The sequence below is a fragment of the Jeotgalibacillus proteolyticus genome (assembly GCF_002926065.1).
Classification (GTDB): Bacteria; Bacillota; Bacilli; order Bacillales; family Jeotgalibacillaceae; genus Jeotgalibacillus; species Jeotgalibacillus proteolyticus.
Map to the genome: position 1 here is coordinate 278,927 of NZ_PREZ01000001.1, position 19,924 is coordinate 298,850.

At 42.3% G+C, this 19,924-nt stretch carries 22 protein-coding genes; 1 reads left to right on the forward strand and 21 read right to left on the reverse strand.

Annotated features, from left to right (window positions below; all coding sequences use genetic code 11):
- The 18 genes from C4B60_RS01470 to C4B60_RS01555 form a co-directional block, all read right to left on the reverse strand.
- Positions 1–393 (reverse strand): YlqD family protein, encoded by a 393-nt coding sequence (locus tag C4B60_RS01470; protein ID WP_104056005.1) that lies wholly within the window; start codon positions 391–393, stop codon positions 1–3.
- 57 nt (positions 394–450) lie between these two features.
- Entirely contained in the window at positions 451–687 is a 237-nt protein-coding gene (locus tag C4B60_RS01475) for a KH domain-containing protein (protein ID WP_104056007.1), read from the reverse strand.
- A 12-nt stretch (positions 688–699) separates the two neighbouring features.
- Positions 700–972: a 30S ribosomal protein S16 gene (rpsP, locus tag C4B60_RS01480; RefSeq protein WP_104056010.1), complete on the reverse strand. Its 273-nt coding sequence runs from the start codon at positions 970–972 to the stop codon at positions 700–702.
- Positions 973–1,080: 108 nt separating this feature from the next.
- Positions 1,081–2,430 carry a signal recognition particle protein gene (ffh, locus tag C4B60_RS01485; RefSeq protein WP_104056012.1) on the reverse strand — a complete coding sequence of 450 codons (1,350 nt, stop codon included), beginning with the start codon at positions 2,428–2,430 and terminating at the stop codon, positions 1,081–1,083.
- Positions 2,431–2,444: 14 nt separating this feature from the next.
- On the reverse strand, positions 2,445–2,777 hold the full coding sequence (locus C4B60_RS01490; protein WP_104056014.1) for a putative DNA-binding protein: 333 nt from the start codon (positions 2,775–2,777) through the stop codon (positions 2,445–2,447).
- Positions 2,778–2,863: 86 nt separating this feature from the next.
- Positions 2,864–3,859, reverse strand: coding sequence for a signal recognition particle-docking protein FtsY (gene ftsY / locus C4B60_RS01495; RefSeq protein WP_104056016.1), 996 nt, complete (start codon positions 3,857–3,859; stop codon positions 2,864–2,866).
- 15 nt (positions 3,860–3,874) lie between these two features.
- Complete coding sequence (gene smc, locus C4B60_RS01500) at positions 3,875–7,444, reverse strand: chromosome segregation protein SMC (RefSeq protein ID WP_104056018.1); 3,570 nt, start codon at positions 7,442–7,444, stop codon at positions 3,875–3,877.
- Positions 7,444–8,199 (reverse strand): ribonuclease III, encoded by a 756-nt coding sequence (rnc, locus tag C4B60_RS01505; protein ID WP_104056020.1) that lies wholly within the window; start codon positions 8,197–8,199, stop codon positions 7,444–7,446. Before rnc ends, smc begins: the two co-directional genes overlap by 1 nt.
- A gap of 133 nt (positions 8,200–8,332) precedes the next feature.
- Positions 8,333–8,554: an acyl carrier protein gene (gene acpP / locus C4B60_RS01510; RefSeq protein WP_425331146.1), complete on the reverse strand. Its 222-nt coding sequence runs from the start codon at positions 8,552–8,554 to the stop codon at positions 8,333–8,335.
- An 80-nt stretch (positions 8,555–8,634) separates the two neighbouring features.
- Positions 8,635–9,378, reverse strand: a complete 744-nt coding sequence (gene fabG / locus C4B60_RS01515) for a 3-oxoacyl-[acyl-carrier-protein] reductase (RefSeq protein ID WP_104056024.1) — start codon at positions 9,376–9,378, stop codon at positions 8,635–8,637.
- Positions 9,379–9,380: 2 nt separating this feature from the next.
- Positions 9,381–10,325 carry an ACP S-malonyltransferase gene (fabD, locus tag C4B60_RS01520; RefSeq protein ID WP_104056026.1) on the reverse strand — a complete coding sequence of 315 codons (945 nt, stop codon included), beginning with the start codon at positions 10,323–10,325 and terminating at the stop codon, positions 9,381–9,383.
- Positions 10,326–10,338: 13 nt separating this feature from the next.
- Positions 10,339–11,325 carry a phosphate acyltransferase PlsX gene (plsX, locus tag C4B60_RS01525; protein WP_104056027.1) on the reverse strand — a complete coding sequence of 329 codons (987 nt, stop codon included), beginning with the start codon at positions 11,323–11,325 and terminating at the stop codon, positions 10,339–10,341.
- A complete protein-coding gene (gene fapR / locus C4B60_RS01530; RefSeq protein ID WP_104056029.1) occupies positions 11,322–11,900 on the reverse strand; it encodes a transcription factor FapR in 579 nt (192 codons plus the stop codon). The genes plsX and fapR overlap by 4 nt, the downstream gene beginning before the upstream one ends.
- A 78-nt stretch (positions 11,901–11,978) precedes the next feature.
- Positions 11,979–14,051, reverse strand: a complete 2,073-nt coding sequence (gene recG / locus C4B60_RS01535) for an ATP-dependent DNA helicase RecG (RefSeq protein WP_245153842.1) — start codon at positions 14,049–14,051, stop codon at positions 11,979–11,981.
- Positions 14,023–14,910, reverse strand: a complete 888-nt coding sequence (gene sdaAA, locus C4B60_RS01540) for an L-serine ammonia-lyase, iron-sulfur-dependent, subunit alpha (RefSeq protein WP_104056031.1) — start codon at positions 14,908–14,910, stop codon at positions 14,023–14,025. Before sdaAA ends, recG begins: the two co-directional genes overlap by 29 nt.
- Before the next feature lie 59 nt (positions 14,911–14,969).
- Positions 14,970–15,632: an L-serine ammonia-lyase, iron-sulfur-dependent subunit beta gene (gene sdaAB, locus C4B60_RS01545; RefSeq protein ID WP_104056033.1), complete on the reverse strand. Its 663-nt coding sequence runs from the start codon at positions 15,630–15,632 to the stop codon at positions 14,970–14,972.
- Positions 15,633–15,727: 95 nt separating this feature from the next.
- The gene (locus C4B60_RS01550; RefSeq protein WP_104056035.1) at positions 15,728–17,401 is read right to left on the reverse strand and encodes a DAK2 domain-containing protein; all 1,674 of its coding nucleotides are present in this window, start codon (positions 17,399–17,401) and stop codon (positions 15,728–15,730) included.
- A gap of 16 nt (positions 17,402–17,417) precedes the next feature.
- Entirely contained in the window at positions 17,418–17,780 is a 363-nt protein-coding gene (locus C4B60_RS01555) for an Asp23/Gls24 family envelope stress response protein (RefSeq protein ID WP_041057405.1), read from the reverse strand.
- 395 nt (positions 17,781–18,175) lie between these two features.
- On the opposite strand from C4B60_RS01555, the gene rpmB reads away from it, so the two are divergent.
- Positions 18,176–18,364 carry a 50S ribosomal protein L28 gene (gene rpmB, locus C4B60_RS01560; RefSeq protein ID WP_039808810.1) on the forward strand — a complete coding sequence of 63 codons (189 nt, stop codon included), beginning with the start codon at positions 18,176–18,178 and terminating at the stop codon, positions 18,362–18,364.
- Between the two features lie 60 nt (positions 18,365–18,424).
- On the opposite strand, the gene spoVM is transcribed toward rpmB, so the two are convergent.
- From spoVM to rpe, 3 genes are all read right to left on the reverse strand, one after another.
- Positions 18,425–18,508, reverse strand: coding sequence for a stage V sporulation protein SpoVM (gene spoVM, locus C4B60_RS01565; protein WP_104056037.1), 84 nt, complete (start codon positions 18,506–18,508; stop codon positions 18,425–18,427).
- 27 nt (positions 18,509–18,535) lie between these two features.
- Positions 18,536–19,183, reverse strand: a complete 648-nt coding sequence (locus tag C4B60_RS01570) for a thiamine diphosphokinase (RefSeq protein ID WP_104056039.1) — start codon at positions 19,181–19,183, stop codon at positions 18,536–18,538.
- Between the two features lie 87 nt (positions 19,184–19,270).
- A complete protein-coding gene (gene rpe / locus C4B60_RS01575; RefSeq protein WP_104056041.1) occupies positions 19,271–19,924 on the reverse strand; it encodes a ribulose-phosphate 3-epimerase in 654 nt (217 codons plus the stop codon).

Consider the following 19,924-nt stretch of genomic DNA (forward strand, 5'->3'; position numbering starts at 1 on the left):
TTACCACCTCTGTCGTATCTCTTTTACCATTCCGTCTTCAAGGACAATAACCGGCTTCTGTTCAGGATGCCAGATGCTTCCTTCGTGCAAGTCAAGATAGGTTTCGGTTTCCATAAGTGTATATTCAGTACCCATGGCCGTTTCTTCAATTGACTTCAACTGGTTGTTAACGGATCTGATAAATTGTCTTCGCTTTGTCAATTCCTGCTGAATTTTTTGTTTAACTGATTCAGAGGATTGCTCAAATTGCTTTTCTAATTTTTTTTGTTGAAAAAGGAGCTGTTCGCTTTCTTTTTCTGCACGATTTATCTTTTCATTCAATGATTGTTTTAAACGGGATTTTGATGAATTGGTCATGATTTCTTTAATGATCACTTTTTGTTTCACCTGCATAAAATGTGCCCCCCTAGAAAAATCCTACTATGGAAAAAGGGAGGACAGCGCCTCCCTTTATTGATCCACTATTTCAACTACGGTTCGCTTCTGCTGATTTGTTGACACGCCAGCAAAAGTGACTGTACGTATAGCTTTCGCAACTCTGCCTTGTTTGCCAATGACTTTCCCCATATCATCCTTATGGACGAAAAGCCGGTACGTGATCGTTTTGTCGGTTTGCGACGTTTCTACACGCACTGACTCCGGGTAATCTACAAGAGGCCGGACAATCGTTTCGATAAGCTCTCTCATGTACTGAGTCTCTTACTTGCCGTGTTTAGCGTTATGGAATTTTTCCATAATGCCTTCGTTTGATAATAGGTTACGTACTGTATCAGATGGCTTAGCACCGTTGTTCATCCATTTAAGAATTAGGTCTTCCTTAAGATCAACAATTGCCGGGTTAGCAACCGGGTTGTACGTTCCAACTGTTTCAATGAAACGTCCATCACGTGGTGAACGAGAATCTGCTACTACGATACGATAGAATGGGTTTTTGTTAGCACCCATACGCTTTAAACGAATTTTTACTGCCATTTTAATTGCACCTCCGAATAGTTTCACACAAGATAGTATAATATCAAGGGTTTGTTTCTTTGTAAAGTGTTTTTTCTTAACACACCAAAATTTTTATTAAATTTCTCTTTATTTCATGAAAGGTAAGTTGAATCCGCCGCGTTTCTTGCCTTTTAGCTGGGCAGTAGTCATCTGTTTCATCATCTTTTTCATTTCTTCAAACTGTTTCAAAAGGCGGTTAACCTCCTGGATGGTTCTGCCGCTTCCTCTTGCAATCCGTTTTCTGCGGCTTGCATTAATTACTTCAGGTTGTTCCTTTTCTTTCATGGTCATGGATTTAATGATGGCTTCGACGTGTCCAAGCTGTTTTTCATCAACCTGAAGATTATCGAGCCCTTTCATTTTGTTTGCGCCAGGGAGCATTTTGATAATTTCATCAAGCGGCCCCATCTGCTTAACCTGACCAAGCTGTTCAAGGAAGTCGTCCAGAGTAAAGGAAGCTGTACGAAGCTTTTGCTCCATTTCCTTGGCTTTTTCCTCATCTACATTCGTCTGCGCTTTCTCAATCAGCGAGAGCATGTCGCCCATTCCAAGTATACGGGAAGCCATTCTTTCAGGATGAAATGCCTCCAGTGCATCCATCTTTTCGCCCATCCCGACAAACTTTATCGGTTTTTCAGTAACGGAACGAATGGATAATGCGGCTCCGCCCCGGGTATCTCCGTCGAGCTTTGTCAGAACTACTCCGGTAATGCCAAGAGCGTCATCGAAGTTTTGTGCCACATTGACAGCATCCTGACCCGTCATAGCATCTACTACGAGGAAGATCTCATCAGGAGAAGACAATTCTTTGATCTGTTTTAATTCATCCATTAATGCCTCATCAACATGCAGACGACCGGCTGTATCGATGATAACATAGTCCTGGTGATCATCTTTGGCCTTTTGTATACCGGCCTTTGCAATTTCAACCGGACTGATTTGATCGCCCATTGAAAAGACCGGGAGACTTAATTGCTTGCCTAACGTCTCAAGCTGTTTAATTGCAGCAGGACGATAGATATCCGCTGCCACAAGCAATGGCTTACGATTATGCTTTTTCCGAAGAAGGCTTGCTAATTTACCGGTGGTGGTCGTTTTACCAGCACCCTGGAGACCTACCATCATAATGACTGTAGGGGGCTTTTTAGCTGTCGCAATCTGACTCTGCTGTCCTCCCATTAATTCGGTAAGCTCTTCTTTAACCACTTTTATGACCTGCTGCCCTGGTGTAAGGCTCTGCATTACTTCTTGACCTACTGCGCGCTCGCTTACTTTTTTCACAAAGCTTTTTACGACTTTAAAGTTAACGTCGGCTTCAAGCAGTGCCAGACGAACCTCACGCATCATTTCTTTTACATCCGCTTCGTTCACTTTCCCTTTTCCGCGGATTTTTTGGATGGAGCCCTGCAGTCGGTCGGCTAATCCTTCAAATGCCATATTATTGCCGCCTCCTATTCCAATTTCTCAAGTGAATCAATAATTGACAGCAGCCGGGAAGAATCCGGTGGATTAGCCTCAGCTGCTTCCCTTAGTTGATCGATCATTTTAGCACGCTTTTGAAATTTTTCAAAAAGCAACAGCTTTGATTCGTACTCTTCAAGCATTGCTTCCGTTCTTCGGATATTATCATAGACAGCTTGTCTGCTGACATCGTATTCATCCGCAATTTCACCCAGAGAATAATCATCGAGGTAATAAAGGGACATGTAACTGCGCTGCTTAGCCGTTAAAAGCATTTGATAAAAATCAAACAAAAAATTAATTCGGGTTGTTTTAGCAAGCATGCCATGACCCCCTTTGTTAAGTGAAAAACCTTTACACATGAAATCATACCGGCTAAGGCTTTATGTGTCAAGTGTTAAGGAGCAGATCAATCTTCATCCGGTACTTCATCAACAAGATCAGCAAAAAGCCCATAAACATATTTCTCAGCATCAAACGGCTGCAGATCATCCATCTTTTCTCCAAGACCAACAAGCTTAACCGGGATTCCAAGCTCCTGTTTGATAGCAAGAACAATGCCGCCTTTTGCCGTTCCATCTAATTTAGTAAGAACAATGCCTGTTACATTAGTAGCTTCTTTAAAAATTTTTGCCTGCGTCATCGCGTTTTGTCCGGTAGTAGCATCCAATGCCAGCAATACTTCATGTGGTGCACCTGGAATTTCGCGTTCAATCACCTTTTTAACCTTTTCCAGTTCTTTCATGAGGTTGACCTTATTTTGCAGACGACCGGCTGTATCACAAATTAAGATATCCGCTTTTCTTGCCTTAGCTGATTGCACCGCATCAAACATGACGGCAGCCGGGTCAGAACCTTCAGCATGCTTAATTACATCAACACCAACACGGTCCCCCCAAACTTCAAGCTGTTCGATTGCACCGGCACGAAAGGTGTCTCCTGCTGCAAGCATAACCTTTTTGTTATCCTGCTTGTAGCTGTGTGCAAGCTTACCGATCGTGGTGGTTTTCCCTACTCCGTTTACCCCGACAAACAAAATAACAGTCAGTCCTTCTTCCTGAAGGGTGATGTCATTATTGAATTTTTCATCTCCCTGATAAATCTCCACTAATTTTTGGGAAATCACACTGCGAATATCCTTTGTATCTTTAATATTCTGCCGCTTAACCTCCATCTTTAATTCCTCAACCAGCTTCATAACCGTATCAAATCCGACATCAGCCTGAAAAAGAATTTCTTCTAATTCCTCAAAAAATTCTTCATCGACTGTCCGGTAATTTGCGATCAGATCATTCATCTTCGTTGTGAAATTATCCCGGGTTTTCGTCAACCCTTCCCGGAATTTATCAGACATTGTGTCCTGCTGCAGAGTAAGTTTATCTTTTAACTTTTTAAAGAAACTCATCTTCCTACTTCCTTTCTATGTTAAGGATTCCACCGGATCCTGCTCTTCAAGCCGAACAGAAACTAATTTGGAAACCCCTGATTCCTGCATGGTAATACCATATAAAACATCTGCACCTTCCATTGTTCCTTTACGGTGCGTGATTACAATAAATTGTGATTGCTGGCTGAAGCGGTGCAGATATTGACTGAAGCGGTGGACATTTGCTTCATCTAGCGCCGCTTCCACTTCATCAAGAATACAAAATGGAACCGGGCGGACTTTTAAAATAGAGAAAAGAAGCGCAATGGCTGTCAAAGCGCGCTCACCGCCTGACATTAAACCAAGATGCTGAAGTTTTTTACCAGGCGGCTGTGCGACAATCTCCACTCCGGAATTTAATAGATCATCCGGGTCGGTCAGCTTCAATTCCGCACGCCCCCCTCCGAATAATTCTTTAAACACATCTGTAAAGTGGGCTTTGACACGGTTAAATGTATTGCCGAATCTGCGTGACATTTCTCCATCCATCTCTTCAATAACCTCTTGAAGATTCTGCTTTGCTTCAAGCAGGTCATTTTGCTGTTCAAGAAGAAATTCATAACGTTCTGAAACTCGCTCGTACTCTTCAATTGCCCCGAGATTGACTCTGCCAAGCTCTTCAATTGCCATTTTGATCAGCTTTACATTTCTGCGGGCATCTTCAGGCGGCTCTTGAAGGTGAAAGGCTTCCTTTGCTGCGTGGAAGCTGAGCTCGTACTCCTCAAGTAAACGCTTTAATCTTGTATCAATCTCGACCTCAAGACGGTTTAATTTAATTTTTTCATCATGCAAACCATCTAAAAGACCTTTATGAAGTCTCGTCAGCTCACGGATAATTTGAGTCAGCTGCTCACTTTCCTGCAAAACAGCCAAACGGATCTCCTTCAATTTTTCAATCGAATTCAAAGCTTCAGATCTGTCCTGCTGCTTATGGCTGATTGTTTTCTTCAGCACTTCCGTTTGATCTTCGCCGCTGATTTTTTCTTTCGCTATCCACTCAATATCTTCAGCTAAAGAGTTTTTCCGCTCAATCAGCTGCTTTTGCGTAATGGAAAGACTTTCTTTTTCACGGCCAAGCTGCTGCTGTTGTTCCTTTGCAACAGCCAGGCTGGATTTTGAAGCAGAGAGCTTTGTTAACAGCTCATCCTTGGAGCTTCTTTGAACGTCTTTTTTCTCCGTTAAGATTTTCATAGAGTCATTCAGCTTTCCAATAAGCTCATCCATGCTGTTTAAACGAACTGTAAGCTGGTTTTTCTTTTCATTAATCTCTTTTGAAAAGTCTTCAAATTCGCCCATTTCAAGATCATACATCGACAGCTGATCATCTGTTCGTTTTAGCGAAAGCTCTGTTTCACGCAGCAGAGATTTAATCTCCGATTCTTTAATTCTGAGAGCCTCACCCTTCGAACGCATTTCATCAAGCTGCACTTCCGTATTAGTAATCAGAAGCTTCATTTCTTTTATTTTTTTCTCAAGTAACAAAGCTGTTTCTTCCATTTTCGGAATTTGATCAGTCAGCTGATCGAGTTCATTTTTCCGAGATAAAAGAGACGCTCCTTTTTTCGTCTGCGCTCCCCCTGTCATTGAACCTCCGGGATTAACGATATCGCCATCCACTGTAACAAAACGGAAACGGTGCTGCAGCCTCGCAGCTAAGTCATTAGCTCCTTTTAAATCCTTTACAATTAAAACATTTCCGAGCAGATTTTGAATAATCATTGCGTAGCGGGTGTCAAACTCTGTTAAGGATGAAGCCACCCCGATAAAAGAGTCATGGTGCTCTGCTGCTTCAAGCTGATGCTGCTGAAGGGATTTAGGTTTAATGACTGACATCGGCAAAAATGTCGCCCGTCCAAACCGGTTCTGTTTTAAATAGCTGATTGCCTGACGGGCGTCCTTTTCAGTCGCTGTCACAACGCTCTGCATCGATCCCCCTAAAGCTGTTTCGATTGCCGTTTCATATTTTTTATCTACTGATAAGAGCTCTGCAACCGCTCCTTCAATGCCCTTAAGCTTTGAAGTCCTGGCCTTTAAGATTTCTTTAACTCCCTGGAAAAAGCCTGAAAAATCATCTTCCATCGTTTCAAGCATGTTTTTTCGGGATTTTGACTCACTTAGGTATTGATAGGCTTTATAAAGCTTTTTCTCCAGCTGCTCGAACTCATCTGAAAGCTGTTTTTTGCTGTTTTGAATTTCCGTGTAACGGCCGGCAGCTTCTTTAATTTCTGCAGTTGTTTTTTCAAGGTCAGCTGAAAGGAACTCCTGCTTATTCAATCGCTCAGTCCGCTCATTGATATAATGAGCGTTTTGGCCCTGAAGCCTGCTTGCCCGTTTAATATGCTGTTCTAATTGCTGATCAGCATAGCTCAGTTCATTTTTAATCGTAGTCTTTTCATTAACAGCATCAAAATAATCATTTTTTACTTGTTCCAGCTGCTCTTCAATATCAATTTCAAGACTATCAACTTCTTTTTGATAATTCCTGACTTCTGCCTGAAGACCCTTTACTTTATCAGCATTTTTATTTATTAAAAATAGATTATTATGGATTAATTGCTCGGTCGCTGTGATTTGCCTTACCAGATCCTCAAGCGTTTTTTTCATTTGCTCTTCGTTTTGACTGGCATTTTTCTTGCGTTCCAGCAGAACCTGCCGCCGGCCTTCGAGCTGCTCAGCTTCTTTAGTTGCTGAAAGCAGATCAGCCTGCAGTTTTTCAAGCTCCCGGTCAAAGCGGTCAAGCTGTTCTTTTTTTGCAGCAAGGTCCTGTTCGTTCTTTTTAATATCTGCTGATTTTTTTTCTTCCTGTGCCGTTAGGTTTTCATAATTTTCATTACTTGTTAAAAGCTGCTGATTCATTTGCTCAACATCATGAACTAAAAGTGCAGCTTCTGTTTTCTTAAGCTCATCCATTTTTTCCAGGTATTCTTTTGCAAGAGAAGCCTGGATTTTTAATGGTTCAACCTGGCCTTCGAGTTCATGTAGTATATCTTGAACTCTGTATAAATTTTCCTGCGTCTCAACTAGCCGCATATCTGCTTTTTTACGGCGGCTTTTATATTTTAAAACTCCGGCTGCCTCTTCAAGAATTACCCGTCTCTCTTCAGGCTTGCTATTCAGGATCTGTTCAACCCTTCCCTGCCCGATAATGGAAAAGGCTTCTTTTCCAAGTCCGGAATCAATAAATAAATCAACGATGTCCTTTAATCGACATGGTTGATTATTTAACAAATATTCACTGTCCCCTGATCGGTAAACCCTTCTTGTGACGCTTACTTCTACATAATCAAGAGGCAACGCCTGGTCCTCGTTATCAAGAATCAGCGTCACCTCAGCAAGATTTACCGGTTTTCTGGAATCGCTTCCGGCAAAAATAATATCCTCCATTTTACCACCGCGCAGTGATTTTGCTGACTGCTCGCCTAATACCCAGCGAATAGCATCGGTTATATTGCTTTTCCCGCTTCCATTAGGACCGACTACGGCTGTTACACCCGGAACAAAATCAATGCCAATTTTCTCTGCAAAGGATTTAAACCCCAGTATTTCAACTCTTTTTAAAAACATTATAAATTCACCTGCTGCTCATCTGGCTTTTTTTTCAAGAATTCAAGTGCTTTTTGGGCTGCATGCTGTTCTGCTTCTTTTTTCGAACGGCCGGCACCAGTCCCAAGCTCCTCTCCTCCAAGCAGAACCCTGGAGATAAACTCACGGTTATGAGCCGGACCTTTTTCTTTTAAAATCTCATAGCTGAGAACACCTGAGTGATGGCGTTGAATAAATTCCTGCAGCTGACTTTTAAAATCCATCACATGCGAAAAAGCACCAGTATTTACTTTAGGAAATACTACTTTCTCTAAAATAGCCCTCACCGGCTCTATGCCCTGATCGAGATACAAAGCACCGATAAATGCTTCAAAAACATCAGCAAGCAAAGCCGGTCTCATTCGCCCGCCTGTTTGCTCCTCGCCTTTTCCAAGCAGAATAAGATCGCCAAATTTAAGCTCATTCGCAAAAATAACGAGAGAAGGCTCACAAACAATAGCTGCTCTGAGTTTTGTCATTTCCCCTTCGCTCATAGCAGGAAACCGCTCAAACAAATAGTGTGAAACCGTCAGCTCTAAGACGGCGTCTCCTAAAAATTCAAGGCGCTCATTATCTTCGTAAGGCTTTCTTCGATGCTCATTCACATAGGATGAATGTGTAAATGCTTTCATTAAAAGTTTAAAGTCATTGAATTCAATGTCATGCTGCTGCTGAAATAAAGCAAACCGTTCTTCCAGTTTTTTTGATGCTGCTTGATCTTTTCTAAGTTTACCCATGTGACTTCACCTTGCCATTTCTGTTCTCGTAATTTCCTAGCTGTTAGATAAAACAAAACTTGACATGAAAGCATGCCAAGTTTTGCTCAGGCAATAAGACCACAATCATCTTGGCCGGATGATAACGCTATAGTTACATTTTTTCCTGTATGTAATTAACTGCATCACCAACTGTACCAATTTTCTCTGCATCTTCGTCTGAGATTACCATATCAAATTCATCTTCAAGCTCCATTACTAATTCTACTACATCAAGTGAATCAGCACCAAGATCTTCTTTAAATGAAGCTTCAAGCTTAACTTCAGATTCATCAACGCCTAAGCGGTCAACGATAATTTTTGTTACACGATCCATAACTTCTGCCACGTTCTTTCACCTCCCTTCAATTATTATAGTAGAAATCGGGACTGAAATAAACTCCCGCCTTCTAAAAATTACATAACCATTCCTCCATCAACATGCAGGGTCTGACCTGTCATATAAGAAGCATCATCACTGCTGAGAAATACGACTACTTTTGCAATGTCATCAGGCTGGCCAAAACGTGCAAGAGGAATTTGTTTTTTCATTTCTGTCTGAATATCATCTGTCAGTTTATCTGTCATATCCGTTTCGATAAATCCCGGTGCAACAGCATTGACCGTAATGCCTCTTGAGGATAATTCTTTTGCTGCTGTTTTAGTAAGCCCGATCACACCCGCTTTTGAAGCGACATAATTCGCCTGGCCCGGATTTCCCATAACACCGACAATAGAAGAAATATTAATAATACGGCCGCTTCTTTGTTTCATCATGCTTCTGCTTACCGCTTTAGTTGTAAGAAATACGCCTTTAAGGTTGATGTCCATGACATCATCCCACTCTTCTTCCTTCATTCTCATAAGAAGATTGTCTCTGGTAACGCCTGCATTATTGATTAATATATCAATTTTGCCAAAATGGCCCAGCGTTTCCTTGATCATGTTTTGCACCTGATCTGCATCACCTACATTTGCCTGAATAACAAATGCTTTTCTTCCTAAATTCTCTACTTCCTGAGCCGTTTGCTCAGCCTTTTCTTTGCTTCCGCTATAATTAACGGCTACATCCGCTCCATTTTTCGCCAGTTCTAACGCTATTTCTCTGCCGATTCCTCTTGATGCTCCTGTAACAAGAGCCACTTTTCCTTCTAATCTCATTTTTACTGCTCCCCTCTCAGTGCCTCTATTGCCGCCAGAAGTGATGCTTCGTCAAAAACAGGCAGCGTAACTGCTTGTCTGTTAACTTTTTTCACTAAACCGGAAAGTACCTTTCCAGGACCAACTTCTATAAATGTATCTACTCCTAAATCGAGCAGCTGTGAAATTGTATCTTCCCAAAGAACAGGTGAATAAAGCTGTGCCACTAACAACTTTTGTATTCTATGTGAATCGAAGACTGCATCAGCAGTGACGTTTGCTATTACCGGAATCGAAGCGTCTTTAATCGTGATGGATGAAATTACATCTTTAAACTTTTCGGCTGCAGGTTTCATCAGGCTTGAATGAAAAGGACCACTGACATTTAATGGCAGACAGCGTTTTGCTCCTTCTTCCTTCGCAGCTAAAGAAGCTTTTTCTACTCCTTCTGCAGAACCGGAAATGACAATTTGACCAGGGCAGTTTAAATTCGCAAGCTGTACAGGATAGCCCTGATCTGTTATTTCATCAGTAATTTGTTTCAGCTTGTTCCGTTCCATGCCAAGAACTGCCGCCATTTTCCCTTGTCCGTCAGGTACAGCCTCTTCCATAAGCTCTCCTCTTTTACGAACGGTCTTAATAGCATCTTCAAAGCTGATGGAGCCGGCTGCCACTAGTGCTGAGTATTCTCCAAGACTATGGCCTGCCACATAATCAGCGTGCACCCCTTTTTCAAGAAGAATGGAGAGGATGGCAGTACTTGAGGTTAAAAGTGCCGGTTGAGCATTAACGGTTTTTGTTAACGTTTCCTGAGGCCCGTCGAACATGAGACCAGACAGGTTTTCCCCGAGCGCAGCATCAGCAGTCTGAAAAATTGTTTTAGCTGTTTCAAATTTTTCAGCCAGCTCCATGCCCATTCCTACTGACTGTGAGCCTTGGCCCGGAAATAAAAATGCGATTTTCGCCATAGTAAAGACTCCTTTATTTTTTATCGTTTAGTACGGTTGATATTAATTCCGCAACATCTTGTTCTGCCATACTATTCGCCTGTTTAATAGCATTATAGATTGCATTGGCATTAGACGAGCCATGCGCTTTTATAACTGGAGCGTTCAGGCCAAACAAAGCAGCTCCTCCGTACTCTGTGTAATCCATCTGGTTTTTTAATGCGCGCAAATCATTTTTCACAAGCCCCGCCGCTACCTTTGATTTTAAAGATGAGGTAAAGGTCTGCTTGAGCATACTAAATAGTGCTTGAGCGGTTCCTTCGATGGATTTTAAAACCATGTTTCCGGTAAAGCCATCAGTTATAACGACATCAGCTGCACCTTCAAGAAGATCGCGGGCTTCGACATTTCCAATAAAATTAAAATCGGCTGACTTTAACAGTAAAAAGGCAGCTTTTGATAATTCATTGCCTTTGCCTTCTTCAGTTCCGATATTTAATAGTCCTACTGACGGCCGATTAATCCCCCGCACTTTTTCTGCGTAGATATTTCCCATCAGTGCATACTGCAGCAAGTGCTCAGGCTTCGCATCAGCATTTGCCCCCAGGTCAAGCATGACAAATCCTTTGCCGTCTGTTGTTGGGAGTGTTGGTGCAAGAGCAGGTCTTTCAATGCCTTTAATCCGCCCCACAACGAACAGACCAGCTGCCATTAGAGCCCCTGTATTTCCCGCAGAAACACAGGCGCTTGAAACGCCGTCTTTAACTGATTGAGCCATTAGGACCATTGATGCATCCTTCTTTCTTCTGACGGCTCTTACAGGCTCATCTGTGCTTAAAATAGTTTCTTCTGTATGTATAATCTCGATATTATGGTCATCGGTTAAATGTTCTTTGATTTTTTGCTGATCACCAAATAACTGAATGGTTACTGAAGGAAGTTCCTTAACTGCCTTCATCGCTCCCAGTACAACCTCCTTCGGTGCATGGTCACCGCCCATTGCATCTACAGCTATCTTCATATATTCTCCTCCTTTAATTGCTCAGTAGACCGGTACATATCAAAGGAACCTTTAAATACTAGCGCCTGGTCCACATACGAATTCACTTCAACAGTCGTTCTATAATCGTCCCGATTACTGACCTTCGCCTTGGCGATCACCCGCTCCCCTAATTGTACAGGCTTGCTGAAAGTGATAGAAGCGCTTGCTGTCAGAGCAAGCTCATCATTAATAACAGCAACCGCAAGGGAATTCGCCTGAGCAAATAAATGATGTCCGCGCATGATCCGGTTTCGCTGGAATACATGCTCCTGTTTAACATCAAATATGGAAATGGCGCTATTATCAAGCTCAATATCTATGATTTCACCAATTACTTCATCAATAGGCAGTGAGCGGACTTCATCCTCAAATGTTTGTTCCGCTACACTTTTAATACGCTCCCTTAGTTCAGGTATTGAAAGCTCCATACGATCAAGCCGGATTGTTTGTACACTAACATTAAATCTTTTTGCCAGATCATCGTCTGTCACAAAAGGATTATCCTCAATCGTTTTCTGCAATGCCGTCTGCCGGTCTTTTTTACTAAGTTTCATCTTTTCACCGCCCGCTACTAGCACTAGGTACTAATAGGAGTATATAAATAAAATAGACAGAATGCAACTGCATTCTGTCTAATCAAGTTTACTTCCGCTAAGGATGCCTTCATCAATAAGGATCTGCTTCAATGGTTCAAAGCGTTTCTCGCTCCAAAAAGCGCTGCTTTCGACCAATTGATGAGCATCATCACGTGCAATTTCGAGTGCCCGGTAGTCGTGTACCATATCCGCAACCTTGAACTCAGGAAGACCGCTTTGCTTTCTTCCAAAGAAATCACCTGGACCTCGAAGCTCAAGATCTTTTTCGCTAAGCACAAAGCCGTCATTCGTTTCAGTCATAATCTTCATTCGTTCTTTGCCCACTTCATTTTTAGGATCAGCAAGCAGAATACAGTAGGACTGATCACTGCCGCGGCCAACCCTGCCTCTTAATTGATGGAGCTGTGATAAGCCGAACCGCTCAGCATCATAAATAACCATCAAAGACGCATTTGGTACGTTCACACCAACCTCTACTACAGTGGTAGAAACGAGAATATGAAACTGATTTTCACTAAAGGCCTTCATCACCCGCTCTTTTTCCTCGCCCGGCAGACGGCCGTGCATCAGCCCGACATGAAACCGTCCGTAGAAATATTGCTCAAGCTGGGTGTGTACATCTATGGCATTTTGCACATCTAGCTTCTCAGATTCTTCAATGAGCGGGCAAATCACGTAGACCTGGCGTCCCTTTGATAATTCTTTTTCCATGAAAACAAGAATGCGCTCAAGCATATTTTCTTTTGCCCAATACGTTTCTATCGGTTTTCTGCCGGCAGGCATCTCATCGATAATGGAAACATCCATTTCGCCAAAAACCGTAATAGCAAGCGTTCTTGGAATGGGGGTTGCAGTCATAAAAAGAACATCCGGGCTTTCCCCTTTTTCCCGCAAAACTCTTCGCTGATTTACACCAAATCGATGCTGTTCATCTGTTATGACCAGCCCCAAATTTTTAAAATTCACTTCATCCTGAATCAGGGCATGCGTTCCGATAAGAATGTCAATTTCACCCTCTGCGAGCTTTTCGAGCAGAAGGGAACGTCTTTTTCCTTTTACTGAGCTTGTTAACAGCGCAACGTTTACCCCAACCGGCTGAAATAATTCATTTAATGATTCAGCATGCTGTTCAGCCAGTATTTCAGTCGGTACCATTAACGCCCCCTGATAGCCATCTGAAATAGCGCCGAGCATCGAGATAGCAGCAACGACCGTTTTCCCGGAGCCCACATCTCCCTGCAGCAGCCGATTCATGCGGTGAGGAGATTTCATATCCCCTAATATTTCCTGCAGAACCCTACTTTGAGCATTAGTAAGAGGGAAAGGCAGTCTTTTTATAAAAGCGGTTAGATCATCAGCGTTATAGGATATGGCAATCCCTTTAGACTGTTCGCGCTCAACTTTTCGTAACGCCTGCATTTTCAGTTGGAAAAGAAAAAATTCCTCGTATACGAATCGTCTTCTTGCCTGCTTCATATGATCAGTACCCGTAGGAAAATGCATTCCCGACAGTGCTTCCTGTTTGCCAATCAGCTTATATTTACTGAGGAGCTCATGTGGAATCGGATCCTCAATTAAAGCTCCGTACCGGTCATAAGCTTGCTTTATCAATTTTTTTAACGTCCTGCTCGTCATGGACCCCTTTAAAGGGTAAACGGGGGAAAACTCCTCCTCGCTTTGCTGAGGTCCAAGCCTGTAGGTTTGGGCTGTGATGATTTGCCGGTGACGGTCCCATTTCCCTGTCACAGTAATAATGTCATTTAACGACAGCTTCTTCTTAAGATACGCCTGATTAAAGAACGTAACTTTTATGCTGTGAGGACCTGCTAGAAGTCTGACGGTCAGTCTGGATTTGTTTTTTCCAAAAAACTGCAGGGCAGGCTCGCTATGAACCTTTCCTTCTACCGTTACCCTCTCTTCATGGGCAGCCTCAGCTAAATCCTTCATTCGATAATCATCATAACGGTAAGGAAGATAATTAAGTAAGTCACCAGCTGTCCATATTCCCATATCATTTAACTGTTGTGCTGTTTCCTCTCCTACTCCTTTTAACGCACTTACAGCTTCATTTAAATTTTCTTTATTCTTTTTTATCAAGTGCGAATCCAAAGATCTTCGCCTCCAGCTCTCGTCCGGTAGGAGTAGCTGCCAGACCGCCTTGAGCCGTTTCTCTTAGTGCAACAGGCATTGTCTGCCCAATTTTATACATGGCATCAATGACTTCATCGCAAGGGATTCTTGAGGTAATACCAGCTAACGCCATATCAGCTGCCACCATCGCATTTGCAGCACCCATGGCATTTCGTTTTACACAAGGAACTTCAACAAGTCCCGCTACAGGATCACAGACAAGACCAAGCATATTTTTCAATGTAATCGCCATCGCTTCAGCACACTGTGATGGAGTTCCGCCAGCCATTTCAACAATGGCCGCAGCAGCCATTCCGGAGGCGGATCCCACCTCTGCCTGACAGCCTCCTGCTGCTCCTGAAATGGAAGCATTATTCGCAACAACAAAACCAAATGCGCCTGAAGTAAATAAGAAACTGATTTTTTCATCCCGTGTCGGATTCAGTTTCTCCTGTACCGCAAAAAGGGTTCCCGGAACCACGCCTGCCGAGCCTGCTGTTGGAGTCGCGCAAATGGTCCCCATAGCTGCATTGACTTCATTTGTCGCTACTGCTTTACTTACAGCATCAAGCAGTAAATTCCCGCTTAGCGAACGACCTGATGCAATATAGTTTTGAAGTAAAACTGCGTCCCCGCCGGTCAAACCGGAATGAGATTTAACTCCTTTCAGTCCTTTTTCCACGGCTTCTTCCATTACTTTCAGATTACGTTCCATCTGAGCGAGTACCTCTTCACGCGACCGGTTTGTTACGTGCATTTCCTGTTCGATCATCACCTGTGAAATCTTTTTTCCGCTAGACTCTGCGAGCTCTACTAATTCTGCTACATTACGAAACATGATTATCCCACCTCTTATGAGTAAATGTAAGCGCTATCATACACTCACATTTTAACTTGTTAATCATTTATTCTTGTTACCTGGGTTACTTCAGGGAGTTTTTTGAGAGCTTCAATGACACTTTCATCAATATTTTGATCAACCTCAATGGTCATTAATGCCACCTCGCCAACTTCCTTTCTGGAAACGTCCATATGGCCTATGTTAATCTGATGGCTTGCAAGCAAATTGGAAACAGCTGCAATAGCGCCGAAACGATCGTCGTGAACGACAAGAATCGCTGGATGATGACCTGATAGTTTAAGTTCAAAGCCATTGAGTTCTATGATTTCTATTTTACCTCCGCCAATCGATATTCCAACAAGCTCAAGCTCGCCTTCATCGTCTCCAAGCATAATTCTTGCTGTATTCGGATGATCTGTTACAGCTTCCTCTTCTCTGATTTTTACACGGATTTTGTTTTTCTTAGCATAATCAAAAGCATTTATAATTCTTTCATCGTCTGTTTCAAAATTCATGATACCGCCGATCATCGCCACATCTGTACCGTGCCCTTTATAGGTTTTAGCAAAAGATCCATAAAAAGAGATCGTAGCCCATTTTGGCTCTCTGCCAAATAACTCCCTTGCCATCTTGCCAATCCGCGCAGCGCCGGCGGTATGAGAGGAAGATGGTCCGATCATGACAGGACCAATAATATCAAAGACGCTTTTATATTTCACCGTTTCTCCCACCTTCTTAAGAACTAGGCACTTCATTACTCTGAATAGAATACAGAAAATAGAAGGGCCTGCACCCTTCTATTTTCTCCAAAATCCTATTCTATTGCAAAAATATAAGAATAAAGCGGTTGTTTGCCATTGTGCACTTCTACTTCAATATCAGAGAATTCGGCTTCTATGAACTCTCTAATCTCGCTAACTTCTGCTTCAGGTGCATCTTCCCCAAACAAAATTGTAAGAATCTCCGCTTCATCATCCAGCATTTCACTTAACAGTTTTTTAGCAGCATGCAGACGGTTTTTATCACTGACAACTATTTTACCCTCTGAAATGCCCATATGGTCATCTTTTTCAATTGTGATGCCATCTATTGAAGTATCTCTGACTGCAAAAGTGATCTGGCCGGTTTTTACATGCTCTAAAGCATTCTTCATGCCATCAAAATTGTCTGCAAGATCAGTGGTCGGGTTAAAAGCCAGTATTGCTGACATTCCCTGGGGAACAGTTTTTGAAGGAACAACAATCGCTTCGAGATCCACAACTTCAGCGGCCTGCTCAGCAGCCATGATAATATTTTTATTGTTTGGCAAAATAATCACTTTTTCAGCGTTCGCTTCTTCTATTGCTTTTACAATGTCCTCCGTGCTCGGGTTCATCGTCTGGCCGCCTTCAATCACATTGGTGGCTCCTATGCTTTTGAAAAGCTCAGCAATGCCATCGCCCATTGAAACTGTAATAATAGCGTACGGCTTCTTTTCTGCCGGTGTCTGTACCTTATCAGGCACCCTATGTTCTGAGCCTACAATTTCAGTGTGCTGCTCACGCATATTTTCAATTTTAATTTTAATTAAGCTTCCATAACGCTGGCCATGCGCTAAAGCATCGCCCGGTTGTTCAGTATGAATGTGGACTTTAGCCACTTCCTCATCAGATATAACAAGCAAAGAATCTCCTAATTCACTTAATTCATTTCGAAAGCGGGTTTCATCATAGGGGGACTCGTCGGTTTTTTCCCGCTCAAATTTCACCATGAATTCCGTGCAATAGCCAAACTCAATATCTGCTGTGTTCATAAAACCCTGTACACCGATATGATGCTCTGCGTTTACCATTTCGTCCATTGATAAAGAGACTGGAGAATCTTCTATTTTTTCTCCTTTGAGTTCAGCTAAAAAGCCTTCATAAACATGTACAAGACCCTGCCCGCCGCTATCAACAACGCCAACCTCTTTTAGTACAGGAAGCAGATCAGGTGTGCGTTTTAAAGAAGCCTTAGCTTCAGTAACAATTTTTTCCATCAACATTACAAAATCCTCCTCGGATTTTGCAAGCTCGAGTGCTTTCTTAGCCGCATCCTTTGCAACAGTTAAAATTGTTCCTTCCACCGGTTTCATTACCGCTTTATAAGCAGAGCTGACCCCATCATCAAGAGCCTGTGCAAAATCTGATGTGGTAAGGACACTTTTATTTTCGATCGCTTTTCCAAATCCCCTGAAAAGCTGAGAAAGGATTACGCCTGAATTTCCGCGCGCTCCCATCAAAAGGCCCTTCGATAAAGCCGATGCTACCTTTCCAATATGCTCTGAATTATACGCTTTCACTTCTTTGGATCCAGAAGTCATAGACAGATTCATATTGGTTCCTGTATCTCCATCCGGCACAGGAAAAACATTTAAAGCATCAACTGTATCCGCATTATTGGACAAATTGATTGCCCCCTGAATTACCATGTCGGCAAATTTCCTGCCATCCAATTCTTTAATAACCACAAATCTTTCCTCCTCATCAAGGGTTCGTAACACGAACTCCCTGGACATATATATTGACGGACTCTACTGATAGCCCGACAGTTTTGTCTAATGTATATTTAACGGTAGATTGTACATTATGAGCTACTTCGGAAATCTTCGTGCCATAGCTGACTACAATGTACATATCAATATAAACCTTATCGTTTTCCTGCCGAACGATCACACCACGTGTGAAATTCTCACGACGCAAGATATCGGTTAATCCGTCTCGTATTTGATGCTTGGACGCCATTCCGACAATCCCAAAACATTCAATCGCTGCTCCACCGGCAACCATTGCAATAACTTCGTTTGAGATATCAATTTGTCCAAACTTGGTTGTTAATTCAATAGACATACCTTGCTCCCCCTTTAGATACTGTCTTGGCTAAAGACATTTTACTATACAATGCCTTGTTTTGAAAGCTAAACCGGCAAACATAGGCTTTAGCCTGCTTTTCTCTGTTCTTTGTTGTCAAAACACCGTGATCAGATTTCTTTTTTAAACTCCTGCTGAACCGTTGTTCAACTGGGGATTCCTGTTTGCAGAAGGCAAATCATGTACCTTCTTTTATTTCTTCAGCTGTTCCAGGCCTTTAAAAGGTTTTTCTATGTAAAGCAAAATAACTTGATAGCGGGCGTAATTTTTATTGCATATTGGATTTAGGTGTGATAAATTAGTTAAGGTGTGATTGACTAAGTGAAAGATTGAAACAGATTGTTTTCAGCTTCATTTGTGAGGAGGGGAATTAAATGGCGAAACAGTGTGTTGTTACTGGTCGTAAGACTCGTTCAGGCAACGCTCGCTCCCACGCTATGAACGCTAACAAGCGTACATGGGGCGCTAACCTTCAAAAAGTTCGTATTCTTGTTGACGGTAAGCCTAAACGCGTATGGGTTTCTGCACGAGCATTGAAATCTGGTAAAGTTGAACGCGTATAATAATGAATTTAACATAATAAGAAGGGGAGCTGAATAATCAGCTCCCCTTCTTATTTTATTTTATGCCTGTTTTTTGAATGCACCCAGCATTGCCTTTACAATCCCGCCAAGCACCCTGGGGAGTTTTATGGTATAAAATCGCAAGTGGATCGCCTCCATTCCGACTAAGGATCATTCCTTGTCCTTACTTCTTACCATCATAATTATGCCGAAGCGAAATGAAATAGACGCAAATGGTTCAATAATTTCATTGCTGATTGTTAAGGTTGTGCCGATTTTTAAGTAGTGATCAGTAAGAGGATACTTTACTCCTTTTAGCGTAAGTCCCTCTACAACAGGCGTAAAAGGAAGAACTGAGAGGTAAGTGTAGAAGGGATCATCAGCTATTTCCCATTCACCTGCTTTTAGAATCCGGAGAAGGTTTTGCTCATCCTGCAATTCCACCTCATAAGGGTGGTTTCCTGTTTCTTCGGATGTAAGGAGCTGAATGTTTCCCAGAAAATGATCCAGTCTTCCGCCAGTCGCGCCAACTAGACGTATAGGCTCACGTTGTTTAAGCGCCCAAAAAAGCGCCAGCTCTAAATCAGTCTCATTTTTTTCAGCCTTCACCTTCTCAATATATTGAGCTTTTTCAGAAATAAGCTCAAATTCTTTTTCACTAACGGAATCGAAATCACCAAATGCACGGTCTAAAGTGAGCTCTGCCTTAATGATGGACAAGGCGCCATTATCCACTCCTATCCATGTTGCCTTTTCAGTTTGCTGCAGAGATTTTAACCATTCAGTTCTTACAGGAGCTCCGCCTACGATGTATATCATTTTTCTTCCCCCTTTACGTTTAAGTTTACATAAATTTTATTATGTAAACAAAATCCTCACCTGTTAACCAAGTGAGGATTTTGTTTTTTATTCAGCTTTTGAACGAAGCATCTTAATGGCAGCTTTTCGATCCTGCTTTCCAAATACAGCAGATCCCGCAACCGCTACATCTGTACCCGCCTGTACGCATTGAGCAATTGTTTCTTCATTAACGCCTCCATCTACTTCAATCAGATAAGAATAGCGATTTTCTTCTTTTAAAGAATGCAGTTTTTCTATTTTTTCTATCGCAGAAGAAATAAACGTTTGACCGCCAAATCCCGGATTTACAGTCATAACCAGAACAAGATCTGCATCCTCTAAAACATGTCTGATGGCTTCAACCGGTGTATGCGGGTTAATGACAACACCCGCTTTTACGCCGCAGCTTTTAATCAGCTGAATTACTCTGTGCAAATGTTTAGTCGCTTCCACATGCACTGAAATGTAATCTGCACCTGCATTGGCGAATTGTTCGATATAACGTTCTGGAGCTTCAATCATCAGATGCACATCAAGCACTAATGAAGTAATAGGACGAACGGCATCCACCACCAGTGAACCCATTGTAATGTTAGGAACAAATTGACCATCCATTACATCAATATGAATCCAATCTGCACCTGCTTTTTCTACATCTCTGATTTCATCGCCCAGCTTTGAAAAATCTGCTGATAATATTGATGGAGCAATCTTTACCAT

Coding starts and splice junctions, on each gene's coding strand:
- C4B60_RS01555 (WP_041057405.1), bottom strand. CDS start 17,780: ATGTCTATTGAATTAACAACCAAGTTTGGACAAATTGATATCTCAAAC.
- rnc (WP_104056020.1), bottom strand. CDS start 8,199: ATGGGTAAACTTAGAAAAGATCAAGCAGCATCAAAAAAACTGGAAGAA.
- sdaAA (WP_104056031.1), bottom strand. CDS start 14,910: ATGTTTCGTAATGTAGCAGAATTAGTAGAGCTCGCAGAGTCTAGCGGA.
- rpmB (WP_039808810.1), top strand. CDS start 18,176: ATGGCGAAACAGTGTGTTGTTACTGGTCGTAAGACTCGTTCAGGCAAC.
- C4B60_RS01490 (WP_104056014.1), bottom strand. CDS start 2,777: ATGCTTGCTAAAACAACCCGAATTAATTTTTTGTTTGATTTTTATCAA.
- smc (WP_104056018.1), bottom strand. CDS start 7,444: ATGTTTTTAAAAAGAGTTGAAATACTGGGGTTTAAATCCTTTGCAGAG.
- fabD (WP_104056026.1), bottom strand. CDS start 10,325: ATGGCGAAAATCGCATTTTTATTTCCGGGCCAAGGCTCACAGTCAGTA.
- C4B60_RS01470 (WP_104056005.1), bottom strand. CDS start 393: ATGCAGGTGAAACAAAAAGTGATCATTAAAGAAATCATGACCAATTCA.
- ftsY (WP_104056016.1), bottom strand. CDS start 3,859: ATGAGTTTCTTTAAAAAGTTAAAAGATAAACTTACTCTGCAGCAGGAC.
- plsX (WP_104056027.1), bottom strand. CDS start 11,325: ATGAAGATAGCTGTAGATGCAATGGGCGGTGACCATGCACCGAAGGAG.
- ffh (WP_104056012.1), bottom strand. CDS start 2,430: ATGGCATTTGAAGGATTAGCCGACCGACTGCAGGGCTCCATCCAAAAA.
- rpe (WP_104056041.1), bottom strand. CDS start 19,924: ATGGTAAAGATTGCTCCATCAATATTATCAGCAGATTTTTCAAAGCTG.
- fapR (WP_104056029.1), bottom strand. CDS start 11,900: ATGAAACTTAGTAAAAAAGACCGGCAGACGGCATTGCAGAAAACGATT.
- fabG (WP_104056024.1), bottom strand. CDS start 9,378: ATGAGATTAGAAGGAAAAGTGGCTCTTGTTACAGGAGCATCAAGAGGA.
- rpsP (WP_104056010.1), bottom strand. CDS start 972: ATGGCAGTAAAAATTCGTTTAAAGCGTATGGGTGCTAACAAAAACCCA.
- C4B60_RS01475 (WP_104056007.1), bottom strand. CDS start 687: ATGAGAGAGCTTATCGAAACGATTGTCCGGCCTCTTGTAGATTACCCG.
- C4B60_RS01570 (WP_104056039.1), bottom strand. CDS start 19,183: ATGATATACATCGTAGGCGGAGCTCCTGTAAGAACTGAATGGTTAAAA.
- acpP (WP_425331146.1), bottom strand. CDS start 8,554: ATGGATCGTGTAACAAAAATTATCGTTGACCGCTTAGGCGTTGATGAA.